Source organism: Clostridium sp. AF27-5AA (assembly GCF_003478415.1).
Classification (GTDB): domain Bacteria; phylum Bacillota; class Clostridia; order Lachnospirales; family Lachnospiraceae; genus Otoolea; species Otoolea fessa.
In genome coordinates this window covers 30,557-48,846 of the sequence record NZ_QUFH01000003.1, presented here as the reverse complement: position 1 = coordinate 48,846, position 18,290 = coordinate 30,557, and the positions used below count along the sequence as shown (strand labels likewise).

Here is an 18,290-nt window from a genome sequence, read left to right as displayed (position 1 = left end):
ATTTCAGCAATGTGAATTCATATATTGAAAAATCGTAACTGTTCAGTAGGTCTGCGCATTTACTGCGCTGACCGTACGAAAACATGGGCTAGCAGGCAAAAATCCCATTGCCGTAGGCAATGGGATTTTTGCGCGTGACTGTGAAGGCACTGAACAGTTACGAAAAATCTATGAGTTCTGTTTTGCTGAGATACAGCCGTTATTTATATAGGATTATATCAATTACTGGTACAGGCGGTTGTGCTCATATACTGGCTCGGAGGTCAGTTCGATGCCGAGACGTTTGAAGGTCTTAATATCAACCTCCGACAGCATGACGGAGGTGTGAACCTGGCAGCCGCGCAGTTTTTCGAGCTGTTCCAGGGCGATCTGTGCGTGTTTGTTGGTAGCGGCGCACATGGACAGCGCGATCAGAACTTCATCGGTGTGGAGACGCGGGTTGCGGCTTCCGAGGTACTCGACTTTCAGCTTCTGGATCGGCTCGATCGCGATCGGGGAGATCAGGTGCTCATCGTGCGGAATATTGCCAAGTACCTTGACAGCATTCAGAAGCAGGGCAGCGGAAGCGCCGAGCAGGTTGGTTGTCTTTCCGGTAGCGATGGTTCCGTCCGGAAGTTCGATGGCAGCAGCCGGAGCACCGGTTTCTTCGGCGCGTTTCAGGGCAGCCGGAACAACCTTGCGCATATCGGTGGTCAGTTTTGCCTGCTTCATCAGAAGTTCGATCTTATAAACTTCCTCTTTGCCGACATCCTCTTTGACAACGCGGTTTAATGCCTGATAGTAGCGGCGCAGGATTTCCTGACGGGATGCCTCGCAGCAGGCTTCGTCGTCAATGATGCAGTTTCCTGCCATGTTGACGCCCATATCAGTCGGGGATTTGTACGGGTTCTCGCCGTAGATTCCCTCGAAAATAGCGCTCAGAACCGGGAAAATCTCGATGTCACGGTTGTAGTTGACCGTTGTCACACCATAAGCCTCCAGATGGAACGGATCGATCATGTTGACATCGTTTAAGTCAGCGGTCGCTGCCTCGTATGCCAGGTTGACCGGGTGCTTTAACGGGATATTCCAGATCGGGAAGGTCTCAAATTTGGCATATCCAGCCTTGACGCCGCGTTTGTTCTCGTGGTAGAGCTGGGAAAGGCAGGTTGCCATTTTTCCGCTTCCCGGTCCCGGCGCGGTGACAACAACGAGTGGACGTTTGGTTTCAATGTAATCATTTTTACCATAACCTTCATCGCTGACGATCAGCGGAACATTGCCCGGATAACCGTCGATGGTGTAGTGGCGGTAAACCTTGATGCCCATGGATTCGAGCTTGTGTTTGAAGACATCCGCAGTGTTCTGCCCGGAATAGTGGGTGATTACAACGCTTCCAACATAGAGTCCCTTGTCGGTAAAGGATTGAATCAGACGGAGTACGTCTACGTCGTAAGTAATGCCGAGGTCGGAACGTACTTTGTTTTTCTCGATATCCGCAGCACTGATGACGATGACGATCTCCGCCTGATCCGCTAACTGCAGAAGCATCCGTAGCTTGCTGTCAGGTGCAAAGCCCGGAAGAACCCGGGATGCGTGGTAGTCATCGAACAGTTTTCCGCCAAATTCGAGGTAGAGCTTATCACCGAACTGGTTGATACGCTCACGGATATGTTCCGACTGCATTTTCAGGTACTTGTTGTTGTCAAAACCGATTTTCATCTAATCCTCCGTTCTTAGTTTCGTCCCGCACAGAATACCGGTATCGCGGTGGGGGCAGGTTCCGGTTTCTATCTGGTGGGATGAAAATCATATGTTTGTATGGATGATTGCGCCGCCAGGTCACAGTCCATGTCCGGCACAGACTGCCATTCGCAGTTGTTTATGTCGATGCTCTTTGTGTGAAATGAACGCAGCACAGCAGACCGCAAAGAATCACAATTAGTACTATTATCCTACAAAAAAGTCTATTTGAGTAGAGGGAAAATAAAAAAATTTTAAAATCGGAAAAATGACGGATTTGGTTTTCGGAAATGTAATATTTTCTGGCGAAAATTTTTGTGTACAGGCGATGGGGATGGAGGAAAGAAAATCTGGATGTAAATTGATAAAAAACAGAAAAGAGCATACAAAATGTGATATAATGAGCGCAGAAGAAAAGAATGCGGCTGCGAAGCAGACATATTCTTTTCTTGCGCCATTAACGAACGAACAGCCATGCGAAGCAGGGCGGTGGAGCGCGATAGCGCGGGTTCGTGAGTGGACGGGTGAGAATACGTTCTTATGATATAATGAGCGCAAGTGAGCCAGAAAGCTGCTTGCAGATTTAAGGCGAACGGCGAATGGCGAATGGCGATCACGATAGTTGCGTCAGCAGCGGTAAGCATCGAAGATGCGAATCGTGATATAATGTGAACACGTAGCGAGATGTTTTAAGGAGGTATCAGCATTCATGCGGGAAATTCCAAAGCCGGGCGAGCGGTACCGGCATTTTAAAAATAAAGAATATCAGATTCTGGCGGTGGCAACCCACTCGGAAACGGGGGAAAAGATGGTTGTCTATCAGGCGCTCTATGGAGAATATGGCGTCTGGGTTAGACCGCTTTCTATGTTTATGGAAGAGGTAGATCGGGTAAAATATCCGGAGGCGGCGCAGAGATACCGGTTTGAGCGGATTGCGGCGGGTCCGTGGGAAAATTCGAAACAGCAGGAAATAAGGACAACCAGAACGACTCATGCCGTAAATGAAGGTGTACGCCGTTCGAAAATGGCTGACGCAGCCACTCATTCCTGGGACACACCGCAGGAGGAACCGGAGCTGCATCCGCTTGTGGCAGAATTTCTGGATCAGGAAACGACCGAGGGCAGGCTGGAAGTGCTCCAGAGAATGAGCGGCAAGGTGGACAAGCGGGATCTCGACAGTCTCTGCTTCTGTCTGGATATGAATCCGGTCGGTGGAAGCGTGGAGGAAGAGCTGGACGCGATCCGTCAGTGCATCCGGATGCAGCAGAGGTACGATGCACCGCGCCTGCGGTATGGAAAGTGAGCGGCTGTCTGGCATAAGAGTCTGGGTAACTGTTCACGGGTAGGCACTTTTGGAACCGAAAGTGCCGTAAGAAAACGTGGTGGCAGCAGATTACAAAACAGGATGGTTTGAGATGTTTCAAATAGAAGAAGAACTGAAAAAACTGCCGGGGCAGCCGGGCGTTTATATTATGCACGATGCGAAGGACGCGATCATCTATGTCGGCAAGGCGATCAGCCTAAAAAACCGAGTCCGCCAATATTTCCAGAGCAGCCGGGATAAGACGGCGAAGATCAAGCAGATGGTCTCGAAGATAGCACGTTTTGAGTATATCGTGACGGATTCGGAGCTGGAAGCGCTGGTGCTGGAGTGCAACCTGATCAAAGAGCACCGCCCACGCTACAATACGATGCTCAAGGATGACAAGACGTACCCGTACATCAAGGTGACGGCTTCGGAGGAGTACCCGCGGATCTTGTTTTCACGCCAGATGAAAAAGGATAAAAATAAGTATTTTGGTCCTTTTACGAGCGCGGGAGCAGTCAAAGACACAATCGAGCTGATTCGGAAGATATACCGGATCCGGGCGTGCAGCCGGAAGCTGCCGCAGGATATGGGAAAGGACCGTCCATGCCTCTATTACCATATTCACCAGTGCGACGCGCCATGTCAGGGGTATATTTCACAGGCAGATTATCAGAAATCGGTGAAGCAGGCGGTCGGGTTTTTAAATGGACAGTATGAGCCGGTCATGAAATATCTGGAAGAAAAGATGAGGACGGCGTCCGAGACGATGGAGTTTGAGAAGGCGATTGAGTACCGGGATCTGCTTGACAGTGTCAGAAAGGTGGCGCAGAAGCAGAAGATTACGAGTCAGAGCATGGAAGATCGGGATATTATCGCGATGGCGAAGGATGAGCGCGATGCGGTTGTGCAGGTGTTCTTCGTGCGCGATGGCAAGCTTATTGGGCGGGAACATTTCCATATGAATCTGACCGGCTCGGAGAGCAAGGCAGAAATCTTAAACAGCTTCGTCAAACAGTTTTACGCGGGAACGCCGTTTGTGCCGCATGAGATCTGGGTGCAGGAGGAGTTAGAGGACGCGGAGGTTATCGCCAGCTTCCTGACGGCGCGCCGGGGACAGAAGGTGCGCTTTGTCGTGCCAAAGATGGGCGAGAAAGAGCGGCTGGTCGAGCTGGCGGAGAAGAATGCGAAGATGGTGCTCTCCCAGGATAAGGAGAAGATCAAGCGCGAGGAGCTCCGGACGATCGGGGCGATGAATCAGATTGGATCGTGGATCGGGCTTTCGGGAATCAAGCGGGTAGAAGCCTACGATATTTCCAATATCAGCGGTTTTGAGTCGGTCGGTTCGATGATTGTCTACGAAAATGGACGTCCGAAACGCAATGATTATCGCAAATTCCGTATCCGGACGGTTCAGGGACCGAACGACTACGCTTCGATGCGCGAGGTGCTGCTGCGGCGGTTTTCCCATGGCCTGGAGGAGACGAAGAAACTGCAAGCCGAGGGCGGCGATCTGGCGATGGGAAGTTTTACGCGTTTTCCAGATCTGCTGATGATGGATGGCGGACGCGGACAGGTTAATATCGCGCTGGAGGTATTAAGAGAGCTTCAGCTGGAAATCCCGGTCTGTGGCATGGTAAAGGATGATAACCACCGGACGAGGGGATTGTATTATCAGAATGTGGAAATTCCAATCGATCGCCATTCGGAAGGATTTCAGCTGATCACCCGGATTCAGGACGAGGCACACCGGTTTGCGATCGAGTACCACCGGAGTCTTAGGGGCAAGGAGCAGGTGCGCTCCGTGCTGGATGATATCAAGGGCATCGGACCAGCGCGCCGTAAGTCTCTGATGCGGACGTTCAAGACAATCGAAGCAGTCCGGGAGGCGAGTGTGGAGGAGCTGGAAGCTGCGCCACAGATGAACCGGGCAGCCGCTGAGGCAGTCTATATATTTTTCCGTGATGACAAGCAGGGGAAGATGTGATAGGATGTAGACAATAGTAAAAATAAAAGGAGACAAAAGTATGGGTGGAGTGACGATAACAGAACTGATCGATAAGATGGGGCTTCGCAATATGACGCCGGAGCTGGAGACGGACAATGTTATGCTGGTGCATGCGGATGTGAACCGTCCGGCATTGCAGCTGACTGGATTTTTCGACCATTTTGACAAGGACCGTGTGCAGATCATCGGTTATGTGGAAAATGCGTACATCTCGACCCTGACTCCGCAGCGCCGCCGGGAAATGTTTGACAAACTGCTGTCTTCGGGTATACCATGTCTGGTATATAGCCGCGGCATGGCACCGGAGGAGGAAGTGCTGGAGCTGTGTAACCATTATGGGGTTCCGTGCATGGTATCGGAGAAGACGACTTCGGATCTGATGGCGGAGATCATCCGCTGGCTGAACGTCAAGATGGCGCCGATGATCAGCATTCACGGCGTACTGGTCGATGTATTTGGCGAGGGTGTCCTGATTATGGGCGAGAGCGGTATCGGCAAGAGTGAGGCAGCGCTGGAACTGATTAAGCGCGGTCACCGTCTCGTCAGCGATGATGTGGTCGAGATCCGCCGCGTCAGCGATGAAACCCTGATCGGTTCGGCACCGGATATTACCCGTCATTTCATCGAGCTTCGCGGTATCGGCATTATCGATGTCAAGACGCTGTTCGGTGTAGAGAGCGTAAAGGATACACAGTCGATTGACATGGTAATCAAGCTGGAAGAGTGGGATAAGGACAAGGAGTATGACCGCCTTGGCATGGAAGATCAGTATACCGAGTTCCTTGGCAACAAGATTGTATGCCATTCAATCCCGATCCGTCCGGGACGTAACCTGGCAATCATCGTAGAGTCGGCGGCAGTCAACTATCGTACCAAGAAGATGGGATATAATGCGGCGAAAGAACTGTACAAGCGGGTACAGGCGAACCTGGCAAGAAGAGATTAATGGAACGCTTCACGCAGTCTGATTCGTGTGATTTAGTGCGGAAATCCCGACTTGCAAGGGATGGAGCCGTTATGAAATGAATAAAGGAAAATAGATATGTCTAATTTTTATCAGAAACTTTGTGATGCCATCGGCGCTGCTTCCGTGCGGGAGCAGGAGCCGATGAGCGCACATACGACCTTTCGGGCTGGTGGACCAGCCCGCTATTTTGTGACCCCGGAGGGCGAAAAAGAGCTGGCGGCAGTGCTGGCGGCGTGCCGGGAGGCAGAGAAAGCGTATTACATATTAGGAAATGGAAGCAATCTGCTTGTCAGTGATGCGGGCTATCCGGGCGTGATGATCCTTCTGGGAAGCCAGTTTACAGAGGTGGTTCGTCCGGAGGGCGAACCGGGCGTCTACGAGCTGGGCGCCGGTGTGCTGCTTTCGCGTGCCGCCAGGGAGGCGCAGAAAGATGGAATGACCGGATTTGAGTTTGCAGCCGGGATTCCTGGAACCGTGGGCGGCGCGGCGGTCATGAATGCGGGCGCTTACGGCGGAGAATTAAAGGATGTGCTGGAATCTGTGCGCGTGATGACGCCGGACGGCGAGGTAAAAGAGCTTAAAACGGAAGAACTGGATCTGGGTTACCGCCACAGCTGCATCCCGGAGCGCGGATATATCGTTTTATCGGCGCGGATCCGTCTGGAGAAAGGTGATCCGGAAGCGATCAGGGTGCGGATGGATGAACTGGCAGCCAAACGGCGGGAAAAACAGCCGCTGGAATATCCGAGTGCCGGAAGCACCTTTAAGCGCCCTGAGGGCTATTTCGCCGGAAAATTGATCGAAGATGCCGGACTTCGCGGCTATCAGGAGGGCGGCGCACAGGTGTCGGAGAAACACTGTGGTTTCGTTATCAACCGCGACCATGCGACGGCTTCGGACATCGCGGGGCTGTGTGGGACGGTGCAGAAGCGCGTGTATGAGCAGTTTGGGGTGAAACTGGAGACGGAAGTAAAGATGCTGGGCTTTTAAGATATTAAGATATATAGAGTATGGAAAAGGGAGGAACAATATGCGGCTTGTGATCGTAACCGGTATGTCGGGAGCCGGAAAGACGGCGGCACTGAAAATGCTGGAGGACATGGGATTTTACTGTGTTGACAATCTCCCGATCCCGCTGGTAGGAAAATTTGCGGAGCTGGTGCAGAGCAGCAGCGGGGAGGTAAGCTGTGCAGCGTTGGGAATCGATGTACGCAGCGGCGACGAGCTGGCACAGCTGGAGGGAACACTGAATGATTGGAATAACATCCAGTTTCCGTATGAGATCCTGTTTCTGGATGCCAGCGATGAGGTGCTGATCAAGCGATATAAGGAAACGCGCCGTTCCCATCCGCTGGCAGGAAAAGAGCGGCTGGACCGCGGTATTGCGAAAGAGCGCCTGAAACTCGATTTCCTGAAAAAGCGGGCGGACTATATTCTGGACACCAGCACGCTTCTGACGCGGGAGCTCAAGGCGGAACTGGAACGGATTTTCATGGGGCGCGAGCGCTTTTCCAGCCTCTTTGTGACGATCTTAAGCTTTGGCTTTAAATATGGGATTCCGTCGGACGCGGATCTCGTGTTTGACGTCCGTTTTCTGCCGAATCCTTATTATGATGAGAATTTAAGAAGCCATACCGGCAATGAGAAGGCGGTGCAGGACTTTGTGCGCCGCGGCGGGACGGCAGACGTATTTTTGGATAAACTCTATGACATGATTGACTTCCTGTTTCCGTACTATGTAAAAGAAGGAAAGAATCAGCTTGTCATAGCAGTCGGATGTACCGGTGGAAAGCACCGTTCAGTTACGGTGGCGAACCGGCTCTATGAGCGCCTCAAGGAGCACTCGGAAATAGGGCTTAAACTGGAACATCGGGACATAGAGATGGATAACCGGACAAAAGGGTAAACGGAGGTAGAGGACTTTGTCATTTTCAGCCCGGGTAAAGGAAGAGCTGTCGCATCAGCTGAGCAAGGCGAGGCACTGCCAGATTGCAGAGCTGGCGGCGATTTTGAGCCTTTGCGGCAAGATTCATATCGATGAAGAGGATCATTTCAGCATACGGATCCACACGGAAAACGTAGCGGTTGCACGAAAATACTTTACATTATTGAAAAATACATTTAATATTAAGGCGGACATTTCGATCCGGCGCAATGCATTTTTAAAAAAGAGCCGTTCTTATACGCTTCTGGTGCGCGATCACGAAAATGCACTCCGGGTGCTGGAGGCGGTCAAGATGGTGGATGCGCAGGGAAATGTCGGGGAAAACCTTTCGGTGGTGCGGAATCTGGTGATTCAGAATGCGTGCTGCAAGAAGGCATTTATCCGGGGCGCTTTTCTGGCAGCCGGATCCTTAAGCGATCCGGAGAAATTTTATCATTTTGAGATCGTATGCGCGTCGCTTGAGAAGGCGGTGCAGCTTCAGAATGTGATTCTGACATTCGACATCGATGCGAAAATAGTTGTCAGAAAGAAGTATTATGTGGTATATATAAAAGAAGGCAGTCAGATTGTGGAACTTCTGGGGCTGATGGAAGCGCATGTGGCATTGATGGAGCTGGAAAATATCCGGATCCTGAAAGAAATGCGAAACAGCGTCAACCGTCAGGTCAACTGCGAGACTGCCAATATCAATAAGACTGTTTCGGCGGCAGTCAAGCAGCTTGCGGACATCACATACATCCGTGATACGGTCGGGCTGGATTACTTGCCGGAGCTTCTTTCAGAGGTAGCACAGGTCCGTCTGGAGATGCCGGATGCGACCTTGAAGGAATTGGGGGAGAATCTGAGCCATCCAGTTGGAAAATCGGGAGTCAATCACAGGCTCAGAAAGATAAGTGCAGTAGCTGAAAGCCTCCGCGAAGAGCGGGGCGAGTAAAGTTAGGTTATTGTTCACAGGCAGGAATTTCCCGGATGGAAAATTCCGTGCGATACAGTAGTGGCAGCGGATTTTGCCGTTTTTTTCGAGCGGGGCTCGATGAGGAGGATATTATGACAAGTAAGGAAATCAGAATTGGTTTGAGTTCAGGTCTGGAGGCACGTCCTGCGGCGATGCTGGTGCAGGTGGCAAGCCAGTATGAGAGCAGCATCTATGTGGAAAGTGAAGAAAAACGCGTCAATGCAAAGAGCATCATGGGCATGATGACGCTGGGACTGGCAGAGGGCGCGCACGTAAAGGTAACGGCTGATGGCAGCGACGAGGAGAGTGCGATCGAGGGAATTGAGAAATATCTGAGCAATCAGTAGAAATCCAGATTCCTGACCGTTTTTCGGAAAGAGACAGGGACGTAACAGTTACACAAAACAAGAGCTTTGATAGACGAGGGGGTGTCGTTTCGCGGGAAACGGCAGTCCCTTAAAAGATCTGAATGGGAGGAAAAAGGTGGCATTTACACATCTGCATGTGCATACAGAGTACAGTCTGCTTGACGCATCGAGTAAAATAAAAGAACTGACCGCCCGGGCGAAGGAACTGGGGATGGACAGTCTGGCGATTACCGACCACGGCGTCATGTACGGCGTGATCGATTTTTACCGGGCAGCCAGGGAAAATGGGATCAAGCCGATCATCGGCTGCGAGATCTATGTGGCGCCCGGATCGCGTTTTGACCGGGAGGCGGGAAGCGGCGAGGATCGCTATTATCATATGATTCTGCTGGCGGAAAATAATACCGGCTATCAGAATCTGATGAAGATCGTCTCCAAGGGCTTTGTCGAGGGATTTTATTATAAACCGCGTGTGGATGACGAGGTGCTGAGAACCTACCATGAAGGCATTATTGCACTCAGCGCGTGTCTGGCGGGCGAGATCCCGAGGTATTTGTCGAGAGGCATGTATGAGGAAGCGTGCAAGTCGGCGCAGAAATACCGCGATATCTTTGGACCGGACAATTTCTTTCTGGAATTGCAGGATCACGGCATACCGGCGCAGCGGACGGTCAACCAGGGCTTGATGCGGATGAGCCAGGAACTGCAGATTCCGCTGGTGGCGACGAACGACTGCCACTATATTTATAAAGAAGATGTGGAATCGCACGATATTTTGCTCTGTATCCAGACGGGCAAAAAAGTCACGGACGAGAACCGGATGCGCTATGAGGGCGGGCAGTTCTATGTCAAATCCGAGGACGAGATGCGTGCGCTGTTTCCGTATGCACAGGAAGCACTTGACAACACGCACAAGATCGCCGAGAGGTGCAATGTCGAGATCGAGTTTGGCGTGACAAAGCTGCCGCAGTATGATGTCCCGGACGGATATACGTCCTGGGAATATCTGCAGAAGCTCTGCAGGGATGGCTTTCAAAAGCGCTATCCAAACGACGACGGGGCGTTACGGGAGCGCCTGAGCTATGAGCTGGACGTTATCCATTCGATGGGATATGTCGATTATTTCCTGATTGTGTGGGATTTTATCCATTTTGCAAAATCAAATGGTATCATGGTCGGTCCGGGACGTGGTTCGGCGGCGGGCAGTATCGTCGCGTACAGTCTGGAGATCACGGACATCGACCCGATCCGCTATCAGCTGATTTTCGAGCGTTTCCTGAACCCGGAACGAGTTTCCATGCCTGATATCGACGTCGATTTCTGTTTCGAACGGCGTCAGGAGGTTATCGACTATGTCGTGCGGAAATACGGAAAAGACCGCGTCGTGCAGATTGTTACCTTCGGTACGCTGGCGGCAAAGGGTGTCGTCCGCGACGTGGGGCGCGCGCTCGATATGCCGTATGCACAGTGTGATGCGATCGCAAAAATGATTCCGGGTGATCTTGGCATGACGCTAGACAAGGCGCTCAAAGCCAGTCCGGATCTGCGTGAGGCGTATGAGTCGGATGATTCGGTCAAATATCTGATCGACATGAGTAAACGTCTGGAGGGGCTGCCGAGACATACCTCCATGCATGCGGCGGGCGTTGTCATCAGCCGTGCGGCGGTCGATGAGTATGTGCCGTTGTCCAGGGCATCTGACGGTTCGATCACGACCCAGTTTACGATGACGACGCTGGAAGAGCTGGGACTTCTGAAAATGGATTTCCTGGGTCTTAGAACCCTGACGGTTATCCAGAATGCGGTTCGCCTGGTGGAGAAAACGACCGGAAAACCGCTTGATATAGATAAGATCGATTACAACGATAAAAAGGTGCTGGATTCGATTGGAACCGGCAAAAATGACGGTGTGTTCCAGCTGGAGAGTTCCGGCATGAAAGGATTCATGAAAGAGTTAAAGCCGGAAAACCTGGAGGATCTGATCGCCGGTATTTCCCTGTATCGTCCGGGTCCGATGGATTTCATTCCACGTTATCTGAAAGGCAAAAATGACAAGGCTTCGATTGCCTATGAGTGCCCGCAGTTAGAACCGATTCTGGCGCCGACCTATGGCTGTATCGTCTATCAGGAGCAGGTTATGCAGATCGTGCGCGATCTGGCTGGCTATACCTGGGGACGAAGCGACCTGGTGCGCCGTGCGATGGCAAAGAAAAAAGCGGCAGTCATGGAGAAAGAACGCCAGAATTTCGTCTACGGCAATGCACAAGAGGGCGTAAAGGGCTGTATTGCGAATGGGATCGACGAGAAGACGGCGAACCATATTTACGATGAGATGATCGATTTTGCGAAATACGCCTTCAACAAGTCGCACGCGGCGGCGTATGCGGTTGTCTCCTACCAGACGGCATATCTGAAATATTACCATCCGGTCGAATTCATGGCGGCGCTGATGACCTCGGTCAAGGATAATGTTACGAAGGTATCGGAATATATCATGAGCTGCCGTCAGATGGGTATGAAGATCATGCCGCCGGATATCAATGAGGGCGAGGGCGGATTCTCTGTTTCGGACGGCGCGATCCGATATGGTTTATCGGCGATCAAGAGTATCGGTCAGTCGGTGGTGGATGAGATTGTGCGGGAGCGGACCGAACATGGAAAATTCCGCTCACTGGAAGATTTCATTGACCGGATGTCGGGCAGGGAGGTCAACAAACGTACATTGGAAAGCTTTATCAAATCCGGTGCGATGGACGGTCTGCCGGGAACCCGCAAGCAGAAATGTATGGTCTGCGGTTCGATGGTCGATCAGAAGAATAAAGAGAAGAAAAATACGATGGAAGGGCAGATGTCACTCTTTGATTTTGCAGCGGAAGAGGACAAGAAGAGTTTTCAGATCACATTTCCGAATGTCGGAGAGTATTCGAGGGAAGAATATCTGGCATACGAGAAAGAAATGCTGGGCGTCTACGTCAGCGGGCATCCGCTGGAGGAATATATCGGCACCTGGGAGAAAAATGTGACGGCGAAGAGCTCCGATTTTGTTGTGGATGAGGAGACCGGTTCGGCGGTGGTTCACGACGGCGCGTATGTGACGATCGGCGGAATGATCACCGAGAAAACGGTTAAGACGACCCGGAATAACAAAATGATGGCGTTCCTGACGGTGGAAGATCTGGCGGGAAGTGTGGAAGTGCTGGTATTCCCGAAGGATTATGAAAAACGGCGCGATATGCTGATAAAGGATGAAAAAGTTTTTATCCGCGGGCGCGCATCGGTCGGCGATGAGCCGGTCGGAAAACTGATCTGCGAGCAGATTATCCCATTTTCGCAGGTGCCGCGCGAGCTGTGGATTCAGTATGCGGACAAGGATGCGTATCTGGCGGGAGAGAAAGAACTTCTCGACCTCCTGAAAACAAGTGATGGAAATGACACCGTGATCATTTACCTGGGACGTGAGCGCGCGAAAAAGGTTCTGCCGCGCAACTGGAATGTGCGGGCAGGCGAGGCGCTGGTGACGACGCTTAGCGAGATGCTGGGCGAGAAGAACGTCAAGGTGGTGGAGAAGCCGCTGGGGAAGATTTCTTCATAAGTGTTAAAATTTGCATTGGACATTGAAAGCTTTGGTAACTGGGCACGTATGTGTGAACAGTAACACGCTTTGGCGACATGTTAAAAAAATATCATAAAAAATCTTGAAATGACCTATAAAATGAATTACAATAAAATTGTTTGAAAATTGTGGTAGCACGCAGTGCAGAACAATTTGGTATCAGAAGGGTCAAAAGATTCGAAAATAAAACGGCTGGTTCACGGTTGGGGATGTGAAGCGGAAAGCCTTAGGACGGAGGAATAAGCGATGGCAAAAGAGGTTAAAACGATTGGTGTACTGACAAGCGGCGGCGATGCGCCGGGTATGAATGCAGCGATCCGTGCAGTGGTCCGGACTGCGATCAACAAGGGCATGAAGGTAAAAGGTATCATGCGTGGTTACGCTGGACTTTTGCAGGAAGAGATTGTGGACATGGACGGAACCAGCGTGGCAGATACGATTGGCCGTGGCGGTACGATCTTATACACAGCCCGCTGTCCGGAATTTATGACCGAGGAAGGTCAGAAGCGCGGCGCAGAAATCTGCCGCAAGCACAACATTGACGGTCTGGTCGTCATCGGCGGCGATGGTTCCTACCGCGGCGCCGGAAAGTTATCCGCGCTGGGAATCAATACGGTAGGTCTTCCGGGCACGATCGATCTGGATATTGCCTGCACCGATTATACAATCGGGTTTGATACCGCGATCAACACGGCGATGGAGGCGATCGATAAGGTAAGAGATACTTCCACCTCCCATGAGCGCTGCAGTATCATCGAGGTTATGGGACGCCACGCGGGATATATCGCCCTGTGGTGCGGTATCGCTAACGGCGCCGAGGATATTCTGCTTCCGGAGCGGTACGATGGCAATGAGCAGATGCTGATCAACCGCATCATCGATAACCGGAAACGCGGCAAGAGACATCATATTATCATTAATGCCGAGGGCATCGGACATTCCGCGTCGATGGCGAAGCGAATCGAGGCGGCAACCGGCATCGAGACACGTGCGACGATCCTTGGTTATATGCAGCGAGGCGGCGCGCCGACCTGTAAAGACCGCGTCTATGCGTCCATCATGGGCGCCAAGGCGGTGGAGCTGCTGGAAGAAGGAAAGACCAACCGCGTGGTAGCGTATAAGCACGGCGAGTTTCTGGATTTTGATATTCAGGAGGCGCTGAATATGAAGAAGGATATTCCGGAAGATCAGTATGAGATTAGTAAGCTGCTGATTCGTTAAGGAATTTGATGGCTGCTTGTGAGATGGGCTGGCATATGAACGGAGAACAGGCTTCTCAGGGATAAAGGGAGAGCCTGCTCTCCGTTCGTGCGTCAGCCCTGTTTGTGGGCAATGGAAAATGAAACAGATGGAGGTGCAAGAAAATGGCAGAAATGCAGAATCCCAATACAGATGGGGACTCCACCGTACTCTGCGGTGCGAATTCGTATGTGGAAAAATATTATCTGAATGAGCAGTTTTCGGGGCTGCCGGAGTCAATTAAGCAGGAATTGCAGATCATGTGTGTCATGTACACAGAGGACATCGGCGGTATTATTTTGCTGGAGTTTATGCCGGATGGCAGACTGCAGTTTAAGGTTGAGGCGGAGGAGAATGATTACCTCTTTGACGAGATCGGAAGCGCGCTTAAAATCAAGCAGTATCAGGCGGAGAAGCGTGAGCTGCTGGAATCGCTGGAGCTGTATTATAAGGTGAAGGTGCTGGGAATCCCGGCGGACGAACTGTTAGACGACGAGCAGATGGAACGGTATCAGGAAGATTAGAAATAAAATGAAGATTGGAAACGTAGAATTAAAAAATGCAATCGCCCTTGCGCCGATGGCAGGTGTGACGGATCTGCCGTTCCGTCTGCTCTGTAAGGAGCAGGGATGTGGTTTGATGTACACGGAGATGGTCAGCGCGAAGGCGCTTCTTTATAAGAACCGCAATACAAAGCCGTTATTAGAGACGCGGCCGGAAGAAGAGCCGGTTGCGGTGCAGCTGTTTGGCTCCGATCCGGAGATTATGAGCGAGATGGCGCTGCAGCTGGAGGAAGGACCGTATGCCATCATCGACGTCAACATGGGTTGTCCGGTGCCAAAGATTGTCAATAACGGCGAAGGTTCGGCACTGATGAAGGATCCGAAGCTGGCAGAGCAGATTTTGACGGCGATGGTAAAGAAACTTCATAAACCGGTTACGGTCAAATTCCGCAAGGGATTTAATGATTCGAATATCAATGCGGTTGAGTTTGCGAAGATGGCAGAGAGCTGCGGCGTGGCGGCGGTAGCCGTGCATGGACGGACGAGAGAGCAGTATTATTCCGGAAAGGCGGACTGGGACATCATCCGTCAGGTCAAAGAGGCGGTTTCAATCCCGGTCTGGGGAAACGGTGATGTATTTACACCGGAAGATGCTAAGAGAATGAAGGAAGAAACCGGCTGCGACGGCATCATGGTGGCGCGCGGCGCGAAAGGAAATCCATGGCTGTTTAAACGGATTCTCCACTATCTGGAAACCGGAGAACTTCTGCCGCCGCCGACTGCGGAGGAAGTAAAGAGGATGATTGTCCGCCATGGGACGCTTCAGACGGAATTTCGCGGCGAGGAGATCGCAATGCGGGAGATGCGTAAGCACGTGGCATGGTATACGGCAGGATTTCCACATTCGTCGGCGCTTCGCAATGATATAAATCAGGTGGAGACGCTGGAGGAGCTGGAACGGCTGGTGGATGAGAGAATTTAAGAGAAGGATGAATGTGTGGAATCAAAACGATGGTTGTGTTACATGGGTGGACGAAATCGGAAGGCACAGAAAAAGCACGAAAATGTAGGATTTTCCCTTGTTTTTAAAGCCATTATGGCACTTTGTGATTCTTGACATTACACCAAGAATCATGTATAATAGTGCGATGCAATTATTAGGGGATTCAATGATGAATCGATAGAAGGAAGGATAGCTGTCATGGCAGAAAAGAAGAACATTTTAACTTACACAGGATTGAAAAAGTATGAAGATGAACTTCATGATCTGAAAGTAAATAAACGCCAGGAGATCGCACAGAAGATCAAAGAGGCGAGAGAGCAGGGCGACCTGTCTGAGAACGCTGAGTATGATGCAGCAAAAGATGAACAGAGAGACATCGAGGCAAGAATCGTAGACCTTGAGAAACTGTTGAAAAACGCAGAGGTTGTTGTTGAGGATGAGATCGATCTGGATAAGATCAGCATCGGATGCCAGGTAAAGGTACTGGACGTCGAAGAGGATGAAGAGATGGAATTTAAGATCGTAGGTTCCACCGAGGCAAACAGCTTAGATGGTAAGATCTCCAACGAGTCTCCGGTTGGTCGTGCCCTGCTTGGCAAGAAAGCTGGCGAGACCGTAGACGTAGAGACACAGGCGGGCGTTATCCAGTACAAGATCCTGGACATCCAGCGAGTATCATAAAGAGACGAAGGAGTGAAAGAGAAAGTGGCAGAGCAGAATCAGCAGAATAAGAACGAGGAGAAGGACTTAAATCAGTTATTAAAGGTGCGTCGCGAGAAACTGAAAGACCTTCAGGACAACGGAAAGGATCCGTTCCAGATTACAAAATTTGATGTAACTGCACACAGCAGCGAGATCAAGGATAACTTTGAGCAGATGGATGGCAAAGAGGTTACGATCGCAGGACGTATGATGTCCAAACGTGTGATGGGTAAGGCATCTTTCTGCAATGTGCAGGATTTAAAGGGCAATATCCAGTCTTATGTTGCCAGAGACAGCGTAGGCGAAGAGGCTTATAAAGATTTCAAGAAGATGGATATCGGTGATATTGTCGGAATCAAAGGTACCGTATTCCGCACCAAGATGGGAGAGATCTCCGTTCACGCAGAGTCCATCGTACTGCTGTCCAAGAGTCTGCAGATTCTGCCGGAGAAATTTCACGGACTGACCAACACGGATATCCGTTATCGTCAGAGATATGTGGATCTCATCATGAATCCGGAAGTAAAAGACACCTTTGTAAAACGTTCTCAGATCCTCAAGGAGATCCGCAATTTCCTGGATGGACGCGGATTTATGGAAGTGGAGACCCCGATGTTGGTAGCTAATGCCGGCGGTGCGGCTGCACGTCCGTTTGAGACCCATTATAATGCTCTGGATGAAGATGTAAAACTGCGTATTTCTCTGGAACTCTACTTAAAGAGACTGATCGTAGGCGGCTTAGAGCGTGTTTACGAGATTGGCCGTGTATTCCGTAACGAGGGTGTTGATACCCGTCACAACCCGGAATTTACCCTGATGGAGCTGTATCAGGCATACACCGACTATGAGGGCATGATGGAACTGACCGAGAGTATGTTCCGCTACCTGGCTGAGAAAGTCTGCGGAAGCTCTGTCATCAGCTATAACGGCACTGTGATTGATATGTCCAAGCCGTTCGAGCGCATCACCATGATCGATGCAGTTAAGAAATACTCCGGCGTTGATTTCAACACTGTTAAAACTGACGAGGAAGCAAAGGCAATCGCAAGAGAGCACAATGTTGTATTTGAGGAGCGCCATAAGAAGGGTGATATCATCAATCTGTTCTTCGAGGAGTTCTGCGAGGAGAAGATGATTCAGCCGACCTTCGTTATGGATCACCCGGTTGAGGTATCTCCGCTGACCAAAAGAAAACCGTCCAATCCGGAGCTGGTTGAGCGCTTCGAGATGTATATCTACGGCCGCGAGATGTGTAACGCATACTCTGAGTTAAATGATCCGATCGATCAGAGAGAACGTTTCAAAGCACAGGAAGAGGCTTTTGCTGCTGGCGATGAGGAAGCAAATCATACGGATGAAGACTTCCTGAATGCACTGGAGATCGGTATGCCGCCGACAGGTGGTATCGGATACGGTATCGACCGTCTGGTTATGCTGCTGACCGATTCCCAGGCAATCCGTGACGTACTGCTGTTCCCGACAATGAAGTCCTTAGATGGTGTAAATAAGAAAAATGATGTAAATAATACAGCTTCTGAAGCACCTGAAAAAAATGTAAAAACTGAGTCTGAAAAGATTGATTTCTCCAATGTGAAGATTGAGCCAATCTTTGAAGAAATGGTAGATTTCGATACATTTGCAAAATCTGATTTCCGTGCAGTTAAGATTTTAGCTTGCGAAGCAGTACCGAAGTCAAAGAAGCTTCTGAAGTTTACATTAGATGACGGAGAACGCAAGGACCGTGTGATTTTAAGCGGTATTCACGACTATTACGAGCCGGAAGAACTGGTTGGAAAGACAGCAATCGCTATCGTAAATCTGCCACCGAGAAAGATGATGGGAATTGATTCCGAAGGTATGCTGATTTCAGCAGTACACGAGGAAGACGGTCACGAGGGACTGAACCTTCTGATGGTAGATGACAGAATCCCGGCAGGTGCAAAGCTCTATTAAGATGAT

The 18,290-nt window shown here is 50.7% G+C and carries 14 protein-coding genes; 13 read left to right on the top strand and 1 reads right to left on the bottom strand.

Translation table 11 applies throughout. From position 1 onward, the window contains the following. Positions 1–222 precede the first annotated feature (222 nt). Positions 223–1,701 (bottom strand): DUF1846 domain-containing protein, encoded by a 1,479-nt coding sequence (locus DWY89_RS04455; RefSeq protein ID WP_022359314.1) that lies wholly within the window; start codon positions 1,699–1,701, stop codon positions 223–225. Positions 1,702–2,431: 730 nt separating this feature from the next. Between DWY89_RS04455 and DWY89_RS04445 the strand changes: the two genes are divergently transcribed. The 13 genes from DWY89_RS04445 (at position 2,432) to lysS (ending at position 18,284) form a co-directional block, all read left to right on the top strand. Continuing rightward, a complete protein-coding gene (locus DWY89_RS04445; protein ID WP_118523230.1) occupies positions 2,432–3,025 on the top strand; it encodes a DUF1653 domain-containing protein in 594 nt (197 codons plus the stop codon). A gap of 112 nt (positions 3,026–3,137) precedes the next feature. Next, the gene (gene uvrC, locus DWY89_RS04440) at positions 3,138–5,015 is read left to right on the top strand and encodes an excinuclease ABC subunit UvrC (protein ID WP_117795858.1); all 1,878 of its coding nucleotides are present in this window, start codon (positions 3,138–3,140) and stop codon (positions 5,013–5,015) included. Between the two features lie 40 nt (positions 5,016–5,055). Next, a complete protein-coding gene (gene hprK / locus DWY89_RS04435) occupies positions 5,056–5,982 on the top strand; it encodes an HPr(Ser) kinase/phosphatase (RefSeq protein ID WP_022359298.1) in 927 nt (308 codons plus the stop codon). A gap of 96 nt (positions 5,983–6,078) precedes the next feature. Continuing rightward, positions 6,079–6,993, top strand: coding sequence for a UDP-N-acetylmuramate dehydrogenase (murB, locus tag DWY89_RS04430; RefSeq protein ID WP_118522556.1), 915 nt, complete (start codon positions 6,079–6,081; stop codon positions 6,991–6,993). Positions 6,994–7,033: 40 nt separating this feature from the next. Further along, the gene (gene rapZ, locus DWY89_RS04425; RefSeq protein ID WP_022359300.1) at positions 7,034–7,909 is read left to right on the top strand and encodes an RNase adapter RapZ; all 876 of its coding nucleotides are present in this window, start codon (positions 7,034–7,036) and stop codon (positions 7,907–7,909) included. A gap of 16 nt (positions 7,910–7,925) precedes the next feature. Next, positions 7,926–8,882, top strand: a complete 957-nt coding sequence (gene whiA, locus DWY89_RS04420; protein WP_022359301.1) for a DNA-binding protein WhiA — start codon at positions 7,926–7,928, stop codon at positions 8,880–8,882. A 113-nt stretch (positions 8,883–8,995) separates the two neighbouring features. Then, positions 8,996–9,250, top strand: coding sequence for an HPr family phosphocarrier protein (locus DWY89_RS04415; RefSeq protein WP_107001048.1), 255 nt, complete (start codon positions 8,996–8,998; stop codon positions 9,248–9,250). 136 nt (positions 9,251–9,386) lie between these two features. Beyond that, entirely contained in the window at positions 9,387–12,863 is a 3,477-nt protein-coding gene (locus tag DWY89_RS04410) for a DNA polymerase III subunit alpha (protein ID WP_118524416.1), read from the top strand. A 267-nt stretch (positions 12,864–13,130) separates the two neighbouring features. Continuing rightward, entirely contained in the window at positions 13,131–14,105 is a 975-nt protein-coding gene (gene pfkA, locus DWY89_RS04405; protein WP_117795852.1) for a 6-phosphofructokinase, read from the top strand. 143 nt (positions 14,106–14,248) lie between these two features. Beyond that, positions 14,249–14,647 carry a DUF6145 family protein gene (locus tag DWY89_RS04400; RefSeq protein ID WP_022359305.1) on the top strand — a complete coding sequence of 133 codons (399 nt, stop codon included), beginning with the start codon at positions 14,249–14,251 and terminating at the stop codon, positions 14,645–14,647. 7 nt (positions 14,648–14,654) lie between these two features. Beyond that, a complete protein-coding gene (dusB, locus tag DWY89_RS04395) occupies positions 14,655–15,608 on the top strand; it encodes a tRNA dihydrouridine synthase DusB (RefSeq protein WP_117795850.1) in 954 nt (317 codons plus the stop codon). Between the two features lie 219 nt (positions 15,609–15,827). After that, entirely contained in the window at positions 15,828–16,310 is a 483-nt protein-coding gene (gene greA / locus DWY89_RS04390) for a transcription elongation factor GreA (protein ID WP_107001044.1), read from the top strand. Between the two features lie 24 nt (positions 16,311–16,334). Further along, positions 16,335–18,284 (top strand): lysine--tRNA ligase, encoded by a 1,950-nt coding sequence (gene lysS, locus DWY89_RS04385; protein ID WP_118524466.1) that lies wholly within the window; start codon positions 16,335–16,337, stop codon positions 18,282–18,284. Positions 18,285–18,290: the final 6 nt, after the last annotated feature.